Annotated in this window: 20 protein-coding genes; 10 read left to right on the top strand and 10 right to left on the bottom strand. The window is 40.9% G+C overall.

Annotation, left to right across the window (positions count from 1 at the left end):
- Positions 1 to 76: 76 nt before the first annotated feature.
- Positions 77 to 811: an MIP/aquaporin family protein gene (locus EKM65_RS09000; protein WP_125607669.1), complete on the bottom strand. Its 735-nt coding sequence runs from the start codon at positions 809 to 811 to the stop codon at positions 77 to 79.
- A gap of 109 nt (positions 812 to 920) precedes the next feature.
- On the opposite strand from EKM65_RS09000, the gene cbpB reads away from it, so the two are divergent.
- On the top strand, positions 921 to 1,403 hold the full coding sequence (gene cbpB / locus EKM65_RS08995; RefSeq protein WP_125607667.1) for a cyclic-di-AMP-binding protein CbpB: 483 nt from the start codon (positions 921 to 923) through the stop codon (positions 1,401 to 1,403).
- Between the two features lie 436 nt (positions 1,404 to 1,839).
- Here the strand turns inward: cbpB and EKM65_RS08990 are convergent, their stop codons facing one another.
- Positions 1,840 to 2,673 (bottom strand): mechanosensitive ion channel family protein, encoded by an 834-nt coding sequence (locus EKM65_RS08990; RefSeq protein WP_164506889.1) that lies wholly within the window; start codon positions 2,671 to 2,673, stop codon positions 1,840 to 1,842.
- Positions 2,674 to 2,843: 170 nt separating this feature from the next.
- Between EKM65_RS08990 and EKM65_RS08985 the strand changes: the two genes are divergently transcribed.
- A complete protein-coding gene (locus EKM65_RS08985) occupies positions 2,844 to 3,254 on the top strand; it encodes a DUF948 domain-containing protein (protein ID WP_125607664.1) in 411 nt (136 codons plus the stop codon).
- Positions 3,255 to 3,269: 15 nt separating this feature from the next.
- The gene (locus tag EKM65_RS08980; protein ID WP_125607662.1) at positions 3,270 to 3,950 is read left to right on the top strand and encodes a YtxH domain-containing protein; all 681 of its coding nucleotides are present in this window, start codon (positions 3,270 to 3,272) and stop codon (positions 3,948 to 3,950) included.
- A 192-nt stretch (positions 3,951 to 4,142) separates the two neighbouring features.
- Here the strand turns inward: EKM65_RS08980 and EKM65_RS08975 are convergent, their stop codons facing one another.
- Positions 4,143 to 5,246, bottom strand: coding sequence for an aminopeptidase P family protein (locus tag EKM65_RS08975; RefSeq protein ID WP_125607660.1), 1,104 nt, complete (start codon positions 5,244 to 5,246; stop codon positions 4,143 to 4,145).
- Positions 5,247 to 5,445: 199 nt separating this feature from the next.
- Here EKM65_RS08975 and ccpA point away from each other — a divergent pair, with 199 nt between their 5' ends.
- Entirely contained in the window at positions 5,446 to 6,447 is a 1,002-nt protein-coding gene (gene ccpA, locus EKM65_RS08970; protein ID WP_125607658.1) for a catabolite control protein A, read from the top strand.
- A gap of 1,081 nt (positions 6,448 to 7,528) precedes the next feature.
- Here ccpA and EKM65_RS08965 read toward each other — a convergent pair.
- Positions 7,529 to 10,117, bottom strand: coding sequence for a transglycosylase domain-containing protein (locus EKM65_RS08965; RefSeq protein ID WP_125607656.1), 2,589 nt, complete (start codon positions 10,115 to 10,117; stop codon positions 7,529 to 7,531).
- 241 nt (positions 10,118 to 10,358) lie between these two features.
- Here EKM65_RS08965 and EKM65_RS08960 point away from each other — a divergent pair, with 241 nt between their 5' ends.
- Positions 10,359 to 10,820: an ASCH domain-containing protein gene (locus tag EKM65_RS08960; RefSeq protein ID WP_125607654.1), complete on the top strand. Its 462-nt coding sequence runs from the start codon at positions 10,359 to 10,361 to the stop codon at positions 10,818 to 10,820.
- 693 nt (positions 10,821 to 11,513) lie between these two features.
- Here EKM65_RS08960 and pepV read toward each other — a convergent pair.
- The 4 genes from pepV to EKM65_RS11310 form a co-directional block, all read right to left on the bottom strand.
- A complete protein-coding gene (pepV, locus tag EKM65_RS08955) occupies positions 11,514 to 12,917 on the bottom strand; it encodes a dipeptidase PepV (RefSeq protein WP_125607652.1) in 1,404 nt (467 codons plus the stop codon).
- Positions 12,918 to 12,941: 24 nt separating this feature from the next.
- The gene (locus tag EKM65_RS08950; RefSeq protein WP_125607650.1) at positions 12,942 to 13,301 is read right to left on the bottom strand and encodes an ArsR/SmtB family transcription factor; all 360 of its coding nucleotides are present in this window, start codon (positions 13,299 to 13,301) and stop codon (positions 12,942 to 12,944) included.
- Positions 13,302 to 13,315: 14 nt separating this feature from the next.
- Positions 13,316 to 14,698 (bottom strand): glycerophosphodiester phosphodiesterase, encoded by a 1,383-nt coding sequence (locus tag EKM65_RS08945; RefSeq protein ID WP_164506888.1) that lies wholly within the window; start codon positions 14,696 to 14,698, stop codon positions 13,316 to 13,318.
- 538 nt (positions 14,699 to 15,236) lie between these two features.
- Positions 15,237 to 15,380 (bottom strand): hypothetical protein, encoded by a 144-nt coding sequence (locus tag EKM65_RS11310; RefSeq protein WP_164506887.1) that lies wholly within the window; start codon positions 15,378 to 15,380, stop codon positions 15,237 to 15,239.
- Positions 15,381 to 15,503: 123 nt separating this feature from the next.
- Here EKM65_RS11310 and EKM65_RS08940 point away from each other — a divergent pair, with 123 nt between their 5' ends.
- Genes EKM65_RS08940 through EKM65_RS08925 form a run of 4 tightly spaced genes read left to right on the top strand, consistent with a single transcriptional unit; the run spans position 15,504 to position 18,306 of the window.
- Positions 15,504 to 15,818 carry a hypothetical protein gene (locus tag EKM65_RS08940; protein ID WP_125607646.1) on the top strand — a complete coding sequence of 105 codons (315 nt, stop codon included), beginning with the start codon at positions 15,504 to 15,506 and terminating at the stop codon, positions 15,816 to 15,818.
- Positions 15,819 to 15,847: 29 nt separating this feature from the next.
- Complete coding sequence (locus EKM65_RS08935) at positions 15,848 to 16,816, top strand: YutD family protein (RefSeq protein ID WP_225420442.1); 969 nt, start codon at positions 15,848 to 15,850, stop codon at positions 16,814 to 16,816.
- Positions 16,817 to 16,876: 60 nt separating this feature from the next.
- Positions 16,877 to 17,659, top strand: coding sequence for a TIGR01457 family HAD-type hydrolase (locus tag EKM65_RS08930; protein WP_125607644.1), 783 nt, complete (start codon positions 16,877 to 16,879; stop codon positions 17,657 to 17,659).
- Positions 17,659 to 18,306 carry a TIGR01906 family membrane protein gene (locus EKM65_RS08925; RefSeq protein WP_125607693.1) on the top strand — a complete coding sequence of 216 codons (648 nt, stop codon included), beginning with the start codon at positions 17,659 to 17,661 and terminating at the stop codon, positions 18,304 to 18,306. Before EKM65_RS08930 ends, EKM65_RS08925 begins: the two co-directional genes overlap by 1 nt.
- Positions 18,307 to 18,415: 109 nt before the next feature.
- Here the strand turns inward: EKM65_RS08925 and EKM65_RS08920 are convergent, their stop codons facing one another.
- Both EKM65_RS08920 and EKM65_RS08915 read right to left on the bottom strand, forming a co-directional pair.
- On the bottom strand, positions 18,416 to 18,934 hold the full coding sequence (locus EKM65_RS08920) for a phosphatidylglycerophosphatase A family protein (protein WP_125607642.1): 519 nt from the start codon (positions 18,932 to 18,934) through the stop codon (positions 18,416 to 18,418).
- Between the two features lie 51 nt (positions 18,935 to 18,985).
- Positions 18,986 to 19,969, bottom strand: coding sequence for an NAD(P)/FAD-dependent oxidoreductase (locus tag EKM65_RS08915; protein ID WP_404803144.1), 984 nt, complete (start codon positions 19,967 to 19,969; stop codon positions 18,986 to 18,988).
- Positions 19,970 to 20,140: 171 nt separating this feature from the next.
- On the opposite strand from EKM65_RS08915, the gene EKM65_RS08910 reads away from it, so the two are divergent.
- Positions 20,141 to 20,509, top strand: coding sequence for a CvfD/Ygs/GSP13 family RNA-binding post-transcriptional regulator (locus EKM65_RS08910; protein ID WP_125607640.1), 369 nt, complete (start codon positions 20,141 to 20,143; stop codon positions 20,507 to 20,509).
- Positions 20,510 to 20,775: the final 266 nt, after the last annotated feature.

Genomic DNA, 20,775 nt, shown 5'->3' with positions numbered 1-20,775 from the left:
AGCACTGAACTTGGGCCGCACTGGCACAACGACATAAAAAAAGAACCGAGATTTTTTCCCGGTTCCTACTTAAAGCTTACGACATAAAAATATGTTTATACGTAAATACGGCTAAAATACCAGCAACAATTGGTGCGACAACAGGGACCCAAGCATAACGCCAGTGGGAGTCACTTTTGTGTTTTAATGGCAAGAGTGCGTGTAAAATACGTGGTGATAGGTCACGTGCTGGGTTTAAAGCCGGGCCGGTTGGACCACCTAACGATGCGACTAAGGTCATGACCAAGAAGCCTAGTGCTAAGTGGGCTGTACCTAAGTTATTGTTGAAGAACGGTGCTTTAGTAATACCCAGTGCGGCAAAAACTAGAATGTAAGTCCCAACGAACTCGTTGACAAAGCCGTTAAAGCGGCTATGAGCGTTATCGATCGTTGAAAAAGTACCTAAAATATGATCAGCATTAGTAGTTAGATCATAGTAAGGTTTGTAGGCCAAAACGACGATTGCTTGTCCAACAAATGCGCCTAACATTTGCACCGCGAGATAGGGTAGAACGTCATGCCAAGGGAACAGACCAGAGAATGCCAGGCCTAAAGTGAAAGCAGGATTAATATGATTGCCCGAAATTCCACCGAACATTAAAGCGGGGATCATAACACCGGCCCCATAACCGAGTGAAATTAAAATCCAGCCACCATGTTCGCCTTTAGTCCCAATTAAATCAACATTGGCAACGGAACCATTGCCCAGCAGAACCATAATTGCCGTGCCAATGAATTCGGCAGCTAATCTTGTTGCTAGTGAATATGTCATTACTTTCCTCCAAAAGAATAGAATACAAATAAAAATTATACAGATATTAGGCCTGAATACAATTAAGATTCTCTTAAATATTACTGAAAACAGAAAGGATCAATTCTTAATGATTGCTAAATCAATTCAAGATATGTTAGACGAAAAACAAGCCGGTTTTTTAATTCCTGGTGATAAAGTTGCTTCAGTTCAAGAAGATAATCCTTTAACGCATGCTTTTTTATTGCTAACTAAAGTTCGTTATTCCAAAATTCCGGTGTTGGATGGTGAATCTCACTTGTTGGGTTTACTGACGATGCCGATGATTACGGACAAGATGATTGAGCTGAATGACATTAGCGATAAACCATTGCAACGTTTGGTCGTCAAGGATGTCATGCAAACACAATTCGATACAGTTCGTGCTGATGCTGATTTAGATGATGTTCTGCATTTCATGGTCGATAATCCGTTCGTGCCAATGGTCGATCAAGATAATGTCTTTAAGGGAATTCTAACGCGTCGAGAAATGATGAAGGCCTTCAACTATATTGCGCATAATCTTGAACATGATTACGATGTGATCAAAAAAGTTCCTGAGGAAACAAACTAATGAATTAATCGTTTAAGGTTTAACAAGAGGTCGAGCACGTGGCAAGTTGAATTTACGCCCTGTTTGTATTTTATTCGACCGGATTTTTAGTCGAAGCAAAAGTAGCATGAGGGTATCTTTGCCCTGCAATATTAATAATAAAAGGGAACTGGGATTTTACCCCAGTTCCCTTTCGTTTTAGATGGTGTGCGCAAATTATTTCCTTTGACCCAATTCAATGTTGCTACTAACGGCAATCTGGTGCTTAAACTTTAGCGGCGTCTCTGTCGCTTGTAATTTCAACTCGTACACCAGCTTAGCGAATTCGCGTTATTTTTGCAGCATCACTGTAGGCTAGATAAGATAAACTTTACTCGAAAAAAACAAGGACAAGATCTGCAAAATGACGCTCAAATGATTCTGCATATCTAGCATGCAATTATCAAAGCCAGCGAAATTAGCCTTGTAAGTTAATCGTATTAGTTGGTAGGGTAATGCCTACTTTTTTTAATTCGGGAAGATAGTTGCTGACGAGTAGGCGTTGCATGGCAATTTCGGCGCCTTGTTTGGGATTGATTTTAATTTGGTAGATCAGACTGCCGTTTGCTTGCACATTAACGCCGAGTAATTCTGGGAGTGCTAACAATTCGTCGGTTGATTTATAAAATTGCTCGTTAACTTGTTGCAGGACTTTTTCTAATTCCGCAATATTTGTGTCAGATTTGATGCGGAGGTTAATAATCTGTTGCCGATGTCCGCGAGAGAAATTAGCCACGATCGAAATGTTACGATTGGGAATGTAATGCAATGTACCGTCCGCAGAGCGAACTTGGGTGGTTCTCAGGCCCATTGCCGTGACTGTTCCGTTAATATCGCTAATCGTAACCAAATCGCCGACCTCAAATTGCTGCTCCACTAAAATAAAGAAGCCAGTGACAATATCGTTGACAAAACCTTGTGCACCTAAGCCAATAGCTAAACTGGCAATTCCAGCACTGGCAATCAATGTACCAACTGGGACACCAAAGACGGTGAGAACCGTATAAATATAAAAGATTAGCAAGGTATATAGTAGGCCGTTTTTGAGTAGCGATCGAATAGTTGAAATACGGTTGTTCGAGGTATTTTCTTTATTTAAATAATGTTCAGTCGTGCGACTGATTAGCTTTTGGCCGAAGACATTTAATAAGTAAAAGAGCAGTGAGATGAGTATAATCTCAATGAATTTACTCAAGATATCAGCGCCAATTTTGCTCCAGTCGAATTGTTCAAAGATTGTTGGAATGGTCAAGATGAGAAGGCTCCTTTTATGATTTATGTTTAGTGTACCAAATTTTTGCTACAATGAAAAAAATTGCCGTTAATTTATCGAAAGTTAACGCATTCATTTATCAATTGCCCCCAGGCCTTCTTGGTGTTATCCTTATTAAGTAAGTGTAGATTTATTTAAGGAGGTTTTCTATGTCAGGCGGAGAAATCGCAGGATTGATTGCTGCTGGTGCACTGCTGATATTGGTTATTTTTATTTCAATCTTTTTGATGCGGATTACCAAAGTCATGAAAAATGTTGAAAAGACAGTTGACGGCGTGAATCAATCTTTAAACATGGTAACCAAGGATGTCGATGTGTTATCAAATGAAGTTGAGGGTTTATTAGTAAAGAGCAATACCTTGTTGGACGATGTAAACGGCAAAGTAGCCGATCTGGATCCTGTTTTCAAGGCAATGGGAGAATTAGGAACCTCTGTATCTGATTTGAATACTTCATCTCGCAATTTAGCTTCTAAGATTACTAACTCTAAGACAGCAACGGCGGGTGTTGCAACACGTGTTGTTCGTGCAGTCTTGAGAAAAAATAAAAATAACGGATAGATTGGAGCGTTTTACATGGCAAAAGGACATTTCTTTTTAGGATTGGTAATTGGTAGTGCAGCAGCAATTGGTGCCGCTTTATGCTTAACACCTGAAACGGTCGAAGATTTGCGCAAACGGGCAATAAATAACCGTGACAAAATGAAAGACCGCGCTACAGAATTGTATCAAATTGCTGATAATGCAACGGCCGATTGGCGTGAAGAAGCTGCTAAGAAAGTTAATAACGTTTTAAATGAGCATGAAGGGTTGCACTCAGCTGTCGATACTTCTGGTCAAGCATTTCAACAAATTAAAGATAACTTTCAAGATGCAACTGAACAAATGAAAATGCAATTTGGTGATGTGACTGACCAGTTGAAGAGTAGTTTTGAACAAACGAAAGACAGCGTTGATGAGAGTGACGACTTTGACGATATCGTCTTAGATAGCCAATCAGCCTTTCAAGAAGCGCAAGATGAAATAAATAAAGACAAAGCTGCGGATTTAGCTGCCGAGGACGAAGAACAAGCTGCTGCCGCAGATGCAGAAGCTACTGTGACAGATCATGAAGCTGTTGCTGATGTCAAAGAACAAGCAGCAGATATTCAAGACAAAGCTGCTGATGCCGCTAAGCAGGCACAAGACAAAGCCGCTGACTTAGCTGATCAAGCTAAAAAAGTTGCGGATGATGCTAAAGACGACTTAACTAAATAACAAGTGAATTTAAAAAAACGTTTCCGGATCAGAATTCTGATTCAGAGACGTTTTTTAGTATGACCATATTTAAGTGATGCGGTGGATATTTTGTTATGCAATAATCGTTTTGAATTTAAGTAGCGTCGTTGCTTGCTGCCAAATAGTTATTTGTCGTCAGTTGCGTCCGCGCTAATTTTCAGTTTTAAGCAATTAGTGAACTGGAATATGATTTAAGGCCTTTGAAGTGTGGGTGAAAGCTTTGCAACCATTTTCGGTAACGTGAACGCAATCTTCAATCCGAACGCCGGCGAAGTTGGGAATGTAAATGCCTGGTTCAATTGAGAAACACATACCAGGTTGCAATTCCATGTTGTTGCCTTCCATAATCGATGGGAATTCATGAGTTGACGTTCCAATGCCATGGCCAAGACGGTGAATAAAGTATTCGCCATAACCAGCTTTAGTAATGATATCACGGGCAACTTTATCTAATTGGGCGGCAGTAATACCTGGCTTGACAGCATCCTGTGCTGTTAGCTGAGCTTCTAAACAAACATCATAAATCTCGCGCTGTTTGTCACTTAATTGACCAAAGGCAACTGTTCGACTGGCATCACTCATATAACCTTTATTGTTGGTCCCCAGATCAAACAGTACCATTTGGTTAGGCTGGATTTTGTCTTTTTCGGGTCCGCCATGAGGATTAGCCGCGTTAGCACCTGCTTGAACGATTGTGTCAAAGCTCATTTCCATAATACCTTGCTTCATTAAGCCGTATTGGATTTCCGCAACAACATCTTGTTCAGTGCGACCTTCTTGGATCGCATTAAATCCAAGCGTAAAGGCTAAATCAGCTTGCTCGCCAGCTTCTTCCATTAAGTTGATTTCACCAGGTGTTTTGAAAAGCTTCATTTGGCGAACACATTCAGATACGTTAGCTGGGAATGTGGCATTCGGGAATTGTTCCCGGACTAATTCGAAACGTTCAACAGGGAGGCTATCTTTTTCTAAGCCCCAGACTGAATAGTGACTGGTTCTCTGTTTGATTAAATCTGCAATCATTGCAAATGGCTTCTGATGATCTAAGTAGCCATAAATATCACCAGTCCAACCGGCTTTTTTAGCAGAGCCAATTGATAATTCTGGCGCGAACATAAATGGTTCAGCATCAGCGAACACGAACAAGCCGAGAATTCGCTCGTGTGCATCAGAAATAAAATTGGTGAAGTAAGCAACACTATTGGGATCGCTAATATAAACGACATCAAGGTGTTGGTCCTGAACCCAATTTTGTAATGATTCAAGTTTTTTCATAGGGAGGATTCCTTTCCAGTAAAGTTTCAATGCCAGTATAACATATTTTTGCATAGCTCATTTAATGAAAGAGTTTTGAAAGGAAAATAGTTGAAAGCGATTTATTTTCACAAAAATATATAAAAACGCTTGCATTTATTGCTATGTAGTGATAAATTAAAATGGAAAACTATGAAAACATAAGGGGAACAAACCAAACATGGAAAAACAAACAATTACAATTTATGATGTTGCCCGCGAAGCAAGCGTCTCAATGGCAACAGTTTCTCGGGTCGTTAATGGCAATCCTAACGTCCGTCCTGACACACGGGAAAAAGTGTTAAAGGTGATTGAAAAATTAGATTATCGCCCTAATGCTGTGGCACGAGGACTTGCTAGTCATCGGACAACGACTGTCGGCGTGTTAATCCCAGACATTACTAATATCTTCTATGCATCATTAGCACGTGGTATTAACGACGTTGCGACAATGTATAAGTACAACATTATTTTAGCTAGTGCTGATGAAGGCAAGCATAAGGTTAACACAGTTCTAGAAAGTATTTTAGCTAAACAAGTTGATGGCTTGATCTATATGGGTCAAAATATTGATGATTCAATCCGTAAAGAATTGGATCGCAGCAAGACACCAGTCGTTTTAGCAGGGACGGTCGACCCATCCGGTAAGATTGGCAGTGTTAATATTGATTATGTAGCCGCTGTTAAGGAAGCAACTGCTCGCTTAATTAGTACTGGCAATCAACATATTGCTTTTGTGACGGGTCCTTTAAGTGATCCAATCAATGGTCAATACCGTTTAAAGGGCTATCAGACCGCTTTAGCTGATGCTAAAATTGCTTATGATGAAAGTCTCGTCTTTGAAACAGAATATAGCTATCGTGCTGGAGAAGCCGTTTGGGATGCTGTTAAACATGCTGGCGCAACCGCTGCTGTCATAACAGACGATGAATTAGCAGTTGGCTTTTTAAATGGCGGGATTGATACCGGTGCTAAGATTCCTGAAGATTTCGAAATCATCACGAGCAATAACACAATTTTGACCGAAATTGTGCGGCCGAAATTAACCTCAATTGCACAACCACTCTATGATATTGGTGCAGTTGCGATGCGTTTATTAACCAAGATGATGAATAAGGAAGAGATCGAACAAAATACGGTCATGCTACCACATAGCATCATCACGCGGAATTCAACTAAATAAATTTAGTTACTTAAGATCAGCAGTGAAATCTGCTGATTTTTTTGTACCTTGCGATAAGTGCCAAGCCCTAGAATTGTTATGTTGCTGTTCTTCGTGCCTGCGGGAAATGCGCTGGTGGGACGCTGTGGGTTTGATTTGAACCAAATTAAAGCCCGACTTGTCTCAAGTACATGTTTTGTTGTAAATGGTAAAACCTAGAACTGTTATGTTGCTGTTCTCCGTGCCTGCGGGAAATACGCTGGTGGAACGCTGCGAGTTTGATTTGAGCCAAATCAAAAACCGATTTGTCTCAAATACATGTTTTGTTGTAAATGGTAAAACCTAGAACTGTTATGTTACTGTTCTCCGTGCCTGCGGGAAATACGCTGGTGGAACGCTGCGAGTTTGATTTGAGCCAAATCAAAACCGATTTGTCTCAAATACAAACTTTCTTGTAAGTGGTAAACCACCAACAAGAATGCCGCAGCTGACCGCGATTTCCCTCCGGCACTGACAAACGAGATGTGGTGTGATTTAATTGCAAATTTGTGCTTCTAAAAATTGGAAGTTGTCTAACCACTCATCAATTCAGCGCTTGCGCAAAGGTTGCCATCTTGTTTGTTAAGTGAGGGAAAATAAATACCGCTCAGTGGTGAGATTGTTGTTGCAGCTTTAGCTGTTACTACAAGACCTGTCTTGGAGACAATTTTGTAAAAATTGGCTCCAAGCAGCGTCCACCACGTTCCAGCGACACGTATTTATTTTCCCTCACGGTACTCGCACACTTCATATGCAACCTTTGCGTAAGCGCGAAGAAGCAAAAAATAGTAGTTTTAGTTTCCACTGTCTTAATCAGCACCAAGCATTCTTTCGTCGCCACGACAACGCGCACGTTTCGTATGCAACCTTTACGCAAGCGCGTAGAACCACAACATAACAGTTTTAGTTTCCACTATTCGGTTACTAATGCAGCACTAAGTCTTCTTTTGCTGCCGCAACAACGTGGCAAGTTTCATCTAAAAGCATAAAGAACCCTGATCTAGTAATTTCGTATCAAAATAGAGCCTAGAGAATTTCCTCTAGGCTCTGGTTGGTTAATTATTTAATTATTAGATGAGCTACTTGAACTTGATGATGAGGTTGTGTCGTCATCATCTTTAACGATATTACCGTTACTATCAAGCACGTTGCCCTTAGCATCCATTCTAACGCTCTTCCCGTAGGCATTGCTGGTACCATTATAATTGTCATAGAAGAGTTTGTAACTTTTATCTGTACCACCGATTGCAAAATCAGCTTTTGCATCACTGGCATCGTCATTGTTGAAGAGTGCGGTGACCATGTTACCCTTCAAAGTGATTGTTTTGTTATCGACTGTAACCTTACCAGCCTTGGTGCCGGTTGTTTCAAGAACTGAATGTGATTTGACGCCGCTTGGTTTCGACATGCTATTATCAAGCTTCAGCAAGTCAGGTTGATTGGCGTAAATCGCGTTAGCCATGGTTGACCAGTAATTTAAGTTGGTTGAACTGGCGGTTGTGTTTAAGCTATGTTGGTTACCGTAGAAATTATCGTAACCCATCCAGGTTGCCATGGTAATTCCTGGTGTGGAACCAACAAACCAGATATCTTTGTTGTCATTGGTGGTACCAGTTTTACCCCAAACATTGTCGGTATTAAAGTTGAGCCGCCATGATAATGAGCTGGCCGTACCTGACTTAACAACTTCCTTGAGCAAGTGTTGCATAATATAAGTTGTACTTGGTGTAAAGACAGAAGTTTTGGTTTCTTGATGTTGATAAACAACTTGACCATCAGGCGCAGTGATTTTACTAATGACGTAGGGATCAATGTGCGTTCCGTTATTTGCGTAAGTGGCAAAGGCACTGGCATCTTGTTGAACAGAAATACCTTGAGATGTACCGCCTAACGCAATTCCCAATTCAGAAATTTCCTTGGTTGTTAAAGTAATGCCCATCTTCTTCAGATAATCAGCTGGTTTAACACTAGTCTGATTGAGCAGATAGTTATATAAGTTAACCGTTGGTAAGTTATACGAATGCGCCAGAGCTGTGGTTGCTGAAACAAACTTATTAAGCGACGTTTGCCCAAAGTCGGATGGTTTGTAACCATTGAAATTTTGAGGAAAATCAGCGATTTGAGTTTGCGTGTTAATTACTTTGTTTTCGACTGCTGGGCCGTAGACTAACAATGGTTTCATTGTTGAACCTGGAGAGCGCAGGGTGTCAAAAGCATGATTGACTTGGTTGTCATCATAATTACGTCCGCCGACAAAAGCTAACACTTTACCAGTGGTATTATCTAAAACAACACTACCAACTTGAACGGGTTCAGTAACGGTAACTTGCTTCTTCAAGTTGTTATCATAGGCAGTTTCCGTATAACTTTGACCAAGAGTATAACTTGCTTGTGAAGTCGCAGTTTGTAATTCGTCATAGATTGATTTATTAATCGTGCTGTCAATGCGATAACCTTTTTGTTTCAGTAACGTATCGGCCTGATTATAGTAAGTTTTGTAAAGTGCGCTGTCAGCCTTAACCTTAGTTAAATCACGATTATCTTGTCTAACCAGTTGTTTAATTAAAATCGTTCGTGCTCGGGACAATAGTAAGTTATAAACATAACCATATTTCACTGTTTGCTTAGTAGCGGTGCCTTGTGCTTGGAATTGAGTGGTTAAATTAACTTTTTTGGCAGCTTGATATTGTTTGTTCGTAATATTGCCATTGCGATACATGCGGAATAACACAATATCTTTACGCTTCAATCCCAATGAAAGATCTTTCTTCAAGCTACCATCTTGCTTGTAAGGCGTATAGATAGAGGGGCTTTGCGGTAAACCTGCAATAAATGCGGCCTGGGGTAGGGATAGATTCTTGGCACTAACTCCGAACAATCCTTGAGCCGCCTCTTCAACTCCAGCAATATTCTGACCGGCATTGTTACGACCAAAAGTTGCCACATTGAGATAAGATTCTAGTACATCATCTTTGCTGAAATATTTGTTAACCCGCATGGCTAACATGATTTCGGTGGCTTTCCGCTTCCAAGTTGTTTCAGACGAAAGCAACTGCATCTTAACCAGCTGTTGTGTTAAAGTCGACCCACCAGTTTGGACACTAGCACCGGTTACTTCACCTAAAACGGCTCGGATCAATGACTTAGGAACAACACCATTATGATTGTAAAAGTCGCTATCTTCAGTGGCAACAATGGCTTCCTTCAAGTAAGGGGACATCTCTGAAGATGAAACTTGCTTGCGCAACAAGTCGCTCTTAACATTATCCAGCTTAACGTTATCCGCGAAGTATAATTCAGAAGACTGTTTTACATCACTAATTTGTCGTTTCATACTGGTATAAGTTGGTACCGATTCTTGACTCATTAAGCCGCTGAAATAACCTAATAGCAGACCAAAAGCCAAACCACCGCCAACAAAAAGTAGGGCAACCAAAAAAAGTGTTAAGGAGCGAATGGTGCTCATAACCACATTGAATTTAAACTGCCAATCATTGGGCGTCTGAAGTTGCCGCTGATGACTTGTTTGTCGTCTAGATTGAGAAGATGAACGTGACTGCTGAGTGGAATCTTGAGGTAAGTGCACTAACTTTTGTCTAAAATTTTGTAGTGCAGTTAGGAATTTCGTCCACCAATTTTGGGGCTCGTTCAAAGATAACGCCACCTTTTTTCATAGTTACACCTTAGAATTATATAACAATTCCTATTCTTAAAGTTTATTTCGTTAAAACTGTTAACAGATTGTTAACTTTCTATGACTTTTGATCTGAAATAATTGATAAGCTATCTTAAAAAGTTGGCACTTCTTTTAAGTCGGTCTTTAGTTTAGATTTGTCTTTAAGTAGTTAATCGGCTATTCTTAAATTATTGAATGATGGTAAGGAGCAATGATAATGTCAAGTTTAGCAGTCTCAGAATTCTGGGAAGAGTTTAAGAAGCAATATCCTGATGCCGGGGATAAATATTTAGCTTGGTCGTTTGGCGGTACTGCAGATCAAGCAGATCAGCTATCTGCGTTGGTTATTGCCGGTAAAAAGACCGCCACGGCTTCCTTATATCAACTTTATCGTTGGACAAACGAACCAATTCCTAAGGTGGGCGACTACAACATCATTTTAGACGGCCACCAGTCACCAATCTGTGTGATTCGCACGACTAAAATCGACGTTATCCCCTTTGCCGACGTAACAGCTGAGCATGCAAAATTAGAGGGTGAGGGCGACTTAAGCCTCGATTATTGGCGTGAAGTACACTGGGAGTTCTTTAGTGAAGAAGCAGAAGCGGCTAATCATCATTTCTTCGAGACAGACCTGATTGTTTGCGAAACGTTTGAATTACTCTGGGCTGCAAAATAGATACGGATAGATGATTGTTTATAGTTTGAAATACAAGCCTTGTTATAAGTGCGAAGTCCTAGAACCGTTATGTCGCAGTTCTTCGTGCCTACGGAAAATACGCTGGTGGAACGCTGTGGGCTCGACTTTAAGCCAATCTACGATTGTCTTAAAGCTCGGCCTTCTTGTAAGCGATAAATCGCTAACGAGAATTTCACAGCTGACCGCGATTTCCCTCCGGCACTGACTGAAGTGTGTTAGTGCGATTTAACTGCAAATTTGTGCTTCTAAAAATTAGAAGCGGCCCAACTACACGTTAATTCAGCGCTTGCGCAAAGGTTGCCCGTTCGTTTGTCTAGTGAGGGAAAATAAATACCGCTCAGTGGTGAGATTGTAGTTGCAGCTTTAGCTGTTACTACAAGACCTGTCTTGGAGACAATTTTGTAAAAATTGGCTTCAAGCAGTGTCCACCACGTTCCAGCGAAAGTATTTATTTTCCCTCACGGTATCCGCACGCTTCATAAACAACCTTTGCGCAAGTGCGAAGAACCACAACAAAACAGTTTTAGTTGCCGCTATCCTAATTAAGCGAGTCCACCACGTTCCATAAGCAACCTTTGCGCAAGCGCAAAGAATTGCGGAGTAAATACTAAATTAATATTTTTAATCACACAAAAAGGCTAGGATTGCTCCTAACCTTTTTATTGTCTTTAATTACTTTACTAATTCGTAAATTGCTTCGGCGTAGATAGCCGTTGCGCGTAGGATATCAGCAATTGGCATGTACTCGTTAGCTTGGTGCATGACATTTGGTTGACCTGGGAATTGTGCTCCGAAGGCAACACCGCGATCTAGAATTCGGCCATAAGTACCACCACCGATGATTTGTTCGTGACCTTTCTCACCGGTTTGCTTTTCGTAAACACTTAATAATGTCTTGACCAATGGATCATCAGCTGGGACATAATGTGGTGTTTCCACACGACCATAAACTTCGCTGTTGATGTTGGCATGGTCAATGGTTTTAGCGATATTCGCATTGATCACTTCGGCTGTAATACCTTGAGGGAAACGAACATTTAAGATGACGTGACCGCCGTTTTCAACATCGTAACGGAAAATATCGGGGCTGGCTGTTAATTCGCCCATTAAGTCGTCGGTATATTCAATGCCTAAGTTAGCACCACGTGAATCTAAATGGAAGTGATCTTTAATGACGGTAACGTATTCGTGACCAGCAGAATCTAATGGCAAGTCAGTTAAGAAAGTAGCCAAGTAAGTAGCGGCATTAACGCCGGCACGAGGTTCAAGTGCGTGAGCGCCTTTACCAGTTAAGTTAAAAACAGTTTGGTGATCCGCCACTTGTACATCAGCGACTAAACCATTTTCAGCAGCGAAAGCAACGAATTGATCACTTAATTGGTCCAATTGATGACCTTCGACTGTTGCCGTTGCCGTTTGTGGTACCATGTTGTCGCGCAGACCACTAGTGAAGTTCATTAAACGGATTTCACCAACGGTCGATAATTCTGATTTGAAATTAATCTTGAAGTCAGCAATACCTTTTTCGCCGTTGATAATTGGAAATTCGGCGTCCGGCGAGAATCCAAAGTCTGGGGTTGGTTCAACTTCTAGGTAACGCTCAATGCCGACCCATTCGCTTTCTTCATCAGTACCAAAAATATAATGAACCGTTTTAGAAACAGGCAATCCTAATTCTTTAATAATTTTCAGAGCATAATAAGCCGCCATTGCTGGACCTTTGTCATCGGCACTGCCGCGCGCAATCAAATGACCATCGACAATTGTTGGTTCGAATGGCTTCGTCTGCCAACCGTCGCCAGCCGGCACAACGTCCATGTGTGCTAAAATGCCTAGTATTTCGTCACCTGCGCCAAATTCAATTCGGCCGGCAACATTTTCTACATTCTTGGTGGTGAAGCCATCACGTTGCGCAATGGTCAACATTTGCGTTAAAGCCTCGGCTGGGCCTGCACCTAATGGATAATCTTTGGTGGCATGTGCCACATCACGTTCACTGTCGATGCGAAGAATAGCTTCTAAGTCTGCCAATAAGTCATCTTGGCGCTTCTCTACTTCTGCTTGCCAATCAATCATATAATTCCTCTTTTCTTGGGTTTATTACTCATTAATGTGCGCGATACCGCTCTTGAAGATGGTCATCACGTGGTCGTCTGCTAAGGAATAGTAAACTTCCTTGCCGGCTTTGCGGTTTTTAACCAACTTAGCTTGCTTTAATAACCGTAATTGATGGGAGACACTAGATTGTGATAGTCCCAGAATCGCGACAATATCATAGACGCGTAATTCAGACTCGAATAGGGCATATAAGATTTTAGCCCGCGTCGGGTCACCTAACATTTTGAAAAATGAAGAAATCGACTCCGTAATCTCGTCATTAGGTAAGGTGGCTTTAACCGTCTTAATTAATTGTTCGTGGTCGATTTCACTGGGTTCGTCTTGATCATCCCAGTCGTTCATTAGCTGGCACCTCACTATAAAATTGATTTCATAATAACTTGATTATAATGGAAATAGGCTAACATTTGCCACTTATTTTGTTTTTTCGTGTTAAGTTGCAAAATTTTGGACGATTTAATGGCGACTAGAGCTAATTTTTGGTGAGGAGTTAAGTGTTGATAGGCTCGCCAATTCGCACTGTTTTGGTCAAAGTCAATTAGGACATCACTCCCTTTTAACCAACCTTTTTTGGTCTGCAGCCACAAGTTGTCGTTTAAAATTTGGACGGCTTCGATGTGAGCGCGTTGTCCTGGTAGCAAACGATGAGCCAACGATTGCGGTGCATAAGGCTGATTATAAAATTGCGCTTGAGTTAAATCAGTCCGTAATTGTAGTGTTTGATTCAAGTAGGGCTCAGCTCGGGTGAAATCTTCATTACGATTCACACCGGTTGCTTCAATGAAACGATTGGTGCCAATTTGATAATAAGCGTGGCCTTTACTCCAAACGAGTTGAGTGACGTGATATGTGGCTAATGGTTGAACCGTTGTTTTTTTCAAAGTAAGATTATAAGGATTCTCGTAGCTAATTGCGGCGGTGTTACTTAATAAAGTGGCGTCAAATGAAACCTTTTTGGTTGTTGCTTGAGTTTTGGCGTCCTGATATTGTTTACCAGTAGCTGGATAGTTGGTAACAACGCCATCAATTGGCAAATTAACGAGCCAATTCCAGCGGTCGGCGTTTTCATTCATATGATCCCAAACATAAACTTTCTGGTTGGCGGCGTGCAGCTGCTTAATGATTTGCGCGTTGACGAGTTCTGAAGAAATATTCACGCCAGTGGACGTTGCAAAAGTTTCAAAATTAATTCGTTTCAAACTTCCGGCGATAAAAATTCGCGGAACAGTTGGCAACAGTGTTTTTAACGTTTGCAGACTAGCAAGTGAGAAAGAATGAAACATGACGCGTGAAGTCATATGATATTGATTGATCAAGGCTGCAGCTAATGACTCCATGTTTTGCGGATTACCCTTTTTGGTTTTCTTCGTTTCAATCAGAAACTTAGTATTAGGTTTATTCTGATAGTAGGTGAAAATATCAGCCAATGAATGCATAGGCTCACCATTAGCTTGCTTAAATGTTTTGATCGTGGCCCACGGGGTTTGCGAGACAATATTATTGTGTCCTGTAATTCGCTGTAAGTTACGATCATGGGAAACAACCAGCACATTGTCTTGCGAGACGTGCAAGTCAAGTTCTACATAATTAGCACCTTCGCTAAAAGCTTGGTTAAAACTGGCAATCGTTTCTTCAGGTTGCTTAATCGGATCGCCGCGGTGGCCAATGACTGTGAAGCCACAGGCCAACCACCAAAGTGCGAAGACGAGACTTATTTTTTTAAACGAAAATCGCTGCAATGGAAAGCCTACTTTCTTTGAGAGACTGTGTGTTAAGAGGTTCAGAGTGTTAGGTTACTATTCTTTATTTCTGCGGAAGAGTGGTCAGCCCTAGAACTGTTATGTTGCTGTTCTCCGTGCCTACGGGAAATACGAAATCCTAGACCTGTTGTCTCGTGGTTCTCCGCGCCTACAGAAAATACGCTGGTGGAACGCTGCGAGCATTGGTTTGAGCCGAATAAAAACCAATTCGTCTCAAACTCAAGCTTTCTTGTAAGTGGTAAACCACCAACAAGAATTCCGCGGCTGACCGCGATTTTCCTCCGGCACTGATGAAAAAGATGTTATGGTGTGATTTAACAGAAAATTTGTGCTTCTAAAAATTTGAAGGTATTCAACCACTCGTGAATTCAGCGCTTGCGCAAGGGTTGCCCGCTCGCTAGTTTAGTGGCGGCGAAGAAATACCGCTCAGTAGTGACATTAATGTTGGCAATTTATTGCTTATATTAAGGCTCGCATTTGAGACGATTGCCTTTCAATCGTCTCAAATCGACGCCCACTACGTTCCAGCGCAAAGTATTTCTTCGCCGCCACGATACCCCGTACGTTCCATACGCAACCTTTGCGCAAGCGCGAAGAAATGTAAAATAACAGTTCTATCATTTAGCACACTAGCTTCAAGCGCTAAATATTCTTTCATCACCGCGCAGCGTGCCATTTTTGCAGCCAGGAAGAGCCCCACATCATGTCTTTTATCAGACTCATACGATTTGGTTTTCAACATTTCTGTAAAAATGTTACACTTATTATGTTTTGGAGGTATATGATGGCTGAAAAGTATCAAACGTTAGATTTAATTGAAATTATAACGCGTAACGATGGCAGTCAGTATTACGAAATTGCCAATATGTTTATGAATGGGCGTGCCGAATTAGCTGCTGTGCGTGGCTTTATTAAAGAAGTGCGTATTTTGCAATTGAACATTCCTCATTCTAACGCTGTTCAAGATTATGAAAAGTATATCAACTCTCATTATACAATGCCTGCCGAAGATTTCACTGAATGGATAGAGTGGGAGAAACCAGAAGGCAAGATTGCCGATGATGTGAAGGAAATTTTACGGGCTAACCACATCGGCTAATTGTCATTTTTTTGCTAAGGAGTTAAGACATGGCAACAAGTTTAATCACACCAGAAGACGATTCGGTAACGACCATCAAAGTCGAGCCAGGTGTATTTAATATTAGGCATGATGATACCGCAGATGATGCAACAATGCTAGCGGATATCAAACCACAAAAAGATTCAGATACCGACGAACCAGAGTATCGCGGGGTATCTGTTAAAGTTAAGGATGCCGAAAATATTTTGGTCGGTAATTTTCAATATCGACTGGTCTACCAATATCGTGATGGTTTTGACGCCGAGCGTTTAGGCCAACGATTCGAATCAATTTTGAACAAGTACGATTATGTGGTCGGCGATTGGGGCTTCGAACAGCTGCGGCTACGCGGCTTTTACAATGAACGCAACCATTCTGCCAATCGCGATCAGAATATTGTCACACTGCAAGATTACATTGCTGAGTTTTGTAATTTTGGTTGTGCGTTTTTTGTCTTGGAAAAGGTTGAAACTGTCAAGACGAATTACACAGCACACCACAATAATACGAATCGCCAGTCCAAGCAGCGAAATGGTAATAGCAAAACGAAAGTTAAACAGACTGAAGACACTAAACAAAATACGAAGCAAAAAACAAAATCGAGTCCACGTACTAAACAACAAGCGACTGGAAAATCAGCTCGTACCAGTACTAAATCGACGACAGATTTGCGCTCAGCCGGTAAAAATGACGTTTCAAAAGCAAATCATCATAAAAATTTTGGTGCGTCTAAACAACACCGCTCAGAAAAGTTAACCGTGTCGCAAAATAAGCAAACGCACCATGATAATTTTACCATGCATTCGCTAACTGACGCGCCTGTAAAACATGCAAATCGTAATCAGTCAAAAACTAAAACAACCAAACAACGACAATCAAACGTTGCCAAGAATAACCATCAATCTACAACTAAAGTGACGCCAACAGTGTCTAAACGGCCGGCTCATGAATTTCACATTCGCCAGTTAGAGGACTAGTTTGGACAATCAGAATTGGAACTTTTGAAAAATAGTTAATTTTAATATTGGAGCGTTGATATTTTGAAATCTTATTCCGCTTATTTAATTGATCTCGATGGCACGATTTATCGTGGGAGTGATCGTATTCCCGCGGCTAAACGGTTTGTCGAGCGATTACAAGCCAAGCATATTCCGTTTCTTTTTTTAACGAATAATACGACTAAAACACCAGCCGCAGTAGTTGAAAACCTCAGTCGCAATCACGACATTCATGTGCAGGCCGAACAAATTTACACACCGTCGTTAGCAACAGTCAGTTACTTAAAGGCAAAAAACCATGGTGACGTTTCTGGCAAGACTGTTTATATTATTGGCGAAATTGGCTTGGTCAGTGCCTTATTAGGCGCAGGGATGGTATTAGCAGAACAAAATCCTGACTATACGGTGGTTGGCTTGGATTATGATGTCACTTATCACAAGTTTGAAGTCGCAACACTAGCAGTGCGTGCTGGTTCAACGTTCATTGGAACAAATGCCGATACGAATTTGCCTAATGAACGGGGCTTAGTTCCAGGTGCTGGCTCGGTTATTTCATTAGTTGAACATGCGACACAACAACGCGCCACCTACATTGGTAAGCCTGAAGCTATCATTGTCAATGCCGCATTGGCAGTTTTAGGCCAAGAAGCAGAGAACGCAATTATGGTGGGCGATAATTACGAAACTGACATTCGTGCAGGAATTAACGCTGGTGTCGACTCACTATTAGTTTACACTGGCATTAGCAAGCCAGAAGTGGTTGCGGAAAAGGAAATTCAACCAACTTATCAGATTAAGTCATTGGATGAGTGGGAAGTTTGATGAAAGCAGATCTCAAAGATGGTATTAATTGGCTGGCAGTAACATTTTTTTGCATTAGTTTGGCCGTGGTGCTGACGTTGTTATGCAGTTATTTGTTATTTCCAGTTGATGCTCAAATTTATCAAGTGCGCCGCTTATGGCCGATTTCTGCTGGGGCGCTTTATCATAACTTCGTGCAATTAATGGCCTATTTACAATTACCGTGGATTAGTACACTACAGTTGGCTGACTTTCCCGTTTCTAAAAGTGGCGCGCTTCATTTTGCTGACGTAAAAAAACTTTTTATTTTAGCATGGGTTATTTTACTGATAACTGCACCATTCGCCGTTCGCTTTTTACGACGTTTGAAGAAACAACGCCAAGAATATCGCCTGCTTCATCCCGCTCAAATTGGGTTCGTGATTCCGTTAATTTTAGCAGGAATCGCCGCACTGAACTTCAATCAGTTCTTCATCACCTTTCATGAAATTTTCTTCCGCAATCAAGATTGGCTATTTGATCCGGCGAAAGATCCGATTATCTTAGTTCTGCCAGAAGAATTCTTTATGCATTGTTTCATACTGGCCTTTGTTTTGTTTGAACTCATGATGTTGATGGGCTGGTTAAAGGCGCGTCGCTCACTGAAATTATTACAGGCTGATCACTAAAAAACGTCCCCGACAAATTCTCATTGAAGAATTCATGGGGGACGTTTTTTAATTTGCTGTGATTTTTATCAAGGTATTTCAAAAAGTAGCTTTTAAAAAGTTACTTAATTTAATCGGTGTAAATGTCTTGATCGTCTTCAAGCTCGGGATGTTGATGGGCTAGACGACTAGCCGCTGCAGCAGCTGTTGCACCTACGAGATCATCAAGAAAAGTATGAATGATCCCTGGTTCATGTGCGTTTAACACCTTGAGAATGCCCGGTTTAACTTTGTCGATGTAACCGTAATTCGTAAAGCCAATCGAACCGTAGACATTGACAATCGACAAGGCCATAATTTCATCAATGCCATACAGGCCTTCATCGTTTTCCAAGATTTCTTGAAGTGGGTGATCTAATTGATGCTTCTCTGCCAGCTCATCTAGTTGGATGCCGGTCATTATTGCATTCTGGACCTCGCGCTTTTGCAGAACAATTCGCACACTCTCAGCAGCATCTGCGTGGGTTAGACCCCGAATGTAGTCCTTTTGCAGAAAAATAACTAAGTCGGCGATATCGTCAACAGTAACGCCACGCTTTTTCAATAATTCAATAACGTGGTTAAATAGCATTTCATGGTTGCCAATCATGATGAAGCTCCTTTCAAGAACTGAATTAGTTAGTACGGATTAACGTCAAAGCTAATTGAAGAGACTGGTACTGTGCAAAGGCTGTACTTTTTCTGGGTAAATTGTTTCTAAAGCCGTGGTAACGGCGATAGGTGCTTCGCCATAACCGGTTGCAATTAAGTTCATTTTACCAGGGTAGTCGGCGGCGTCGCCAATCGCATAAACTTTAGGACGACTTGTTTCCATGCGTGTGTTTACTTTGACTTTAACCCCGTTAAGTTCAAGATCCCATTTTCGTAAAATCCGACTGTCTGCGGTAAAACCGTAGTTCACAATTAACTTATCAACCATCATCGTTTCAATACCGGTTGTCTTAACTTTTTTTAAATCAATTTGGAGTTGTTGGCCTTTTTCGTGTAAATCATTTAACAGATAGGGTGTTTTGACACGAATAGTTGAAGCGTTCATTTTAGCAACGCTAGATTCAAGGGCGCGGAATTGATCGCGGCGATGAATAATCGTCACACTTTTAGCAATTGACTCGAGAGCAAGAGCACAATCAATCGCAGAATCACCACCACCAGCAATCGCAATGTTTTTATCACGATATTGGTCAAGTTCAGTGATGAAGTAATTGATCATTCCGTTACGTTCCAATTGTTGATCATAATCGAAAGCTAGTTTTCTAGGCGCAAAGGCACCATTACCAACCGCAATAATAATTGCTTTAGCATGAATCTCTTCGTTAGTTGTGGTCACAACGAAGTCATGATTATCGTCACTTGCAATATCAGTAACGGATGTGTTGAGAAACACTTTTGGCGCAAAGGCATTTAGTTGAACGAGTTGTTGTTGAATTAAGTCTTTTGCTTTAATACTAGGGATACCACCTAGGTCATAAATGTTCTTCTCGGGAAACAATGCTGCAACTTGACCACCTAATTGAGGTAAACTTTCGACGATTGCAACGTCTGCATTACGCATGCCAGCAAAATGTGCGGCAAAAAGGCCAACTGGACCGCCGCCAATAATTAATAGATCATACTTGTGATTCAAAATATCCACTTCCTAAATATGTGATCAGATGACTCAGCGCAATAACTTTAACATAGATTTCGGTAATATTCGACTATTATTGTGAGTGCTCGTCTGATTAAGTATTTTTTCTTTATCTTCGTTGAATTTACTGCTAGAATATAAAGTATCCAGAATTAAGAGGTGAACAGCGTGAATTATCGAATTGGTGATGTACTGGTTGGACAAGTAACTGGCATTCAGCCTTATGGCGTTTTTATTTTATTAGATGATCAAACACAGGGCCTCGTCCATATTTCTGAATGTTCAGCCGGCTATGTTGAGGATTTACACGAGGTTGTTCACGTCGGCGATGTGGTCAAGGTACTTGTATTAGATATTGATGAATATTCTCAGAAGATTAGTTTGTCACTTCGAGCGTTGATGGACAATTCTCCAACAGATAATTTTTATCACAGTAAAAAGTTTTTCTGGACGAGTCAGCACACAACCACCGGTTTTAAGGCAATTTCAAATGTTAAAGAACAGTGGATTTCCGAAGCATTATCTTTTTTTGGTTAGTTTTTTTAAATTTCTTGTTGACGTACTAAAGTCAAATTGATAAGATAGTTTAAGTTGTGAACGGCAAATAATTATGAAGCGTTATCTTTATTGTTAATTCAACATTCAAACAAAACGTTTTGAAAAAAGTTGTTGACATGAAAAAAGACAACATGCTATACTAATTGAGTTGCTGTTGCAACAAGTAGGCCTTTGAAAACTGAACAAAGTTTCGAGAATATGTAGGGTTTATTGCAGAGATGTAATGAACAAAGAAACATTAACGA

The sequence above is a fragment of the Lapidilactobacillus bayanensis genome (genome assembly GCF_003946695.1).
In the GTDB taxonomy this organism is placed as follows: Bacteria; Bacillota; Bacilli; order Lactobacillales; family Lactobacillaceae; genus Lapidilactobacillus; species Lapidilactobacillus bayanensis.
The sequence above is the reverse complement of the archived record's forward strand: the minus strand, read 5'-3'. Positions and strand labels throughout refer to the sequence as shown.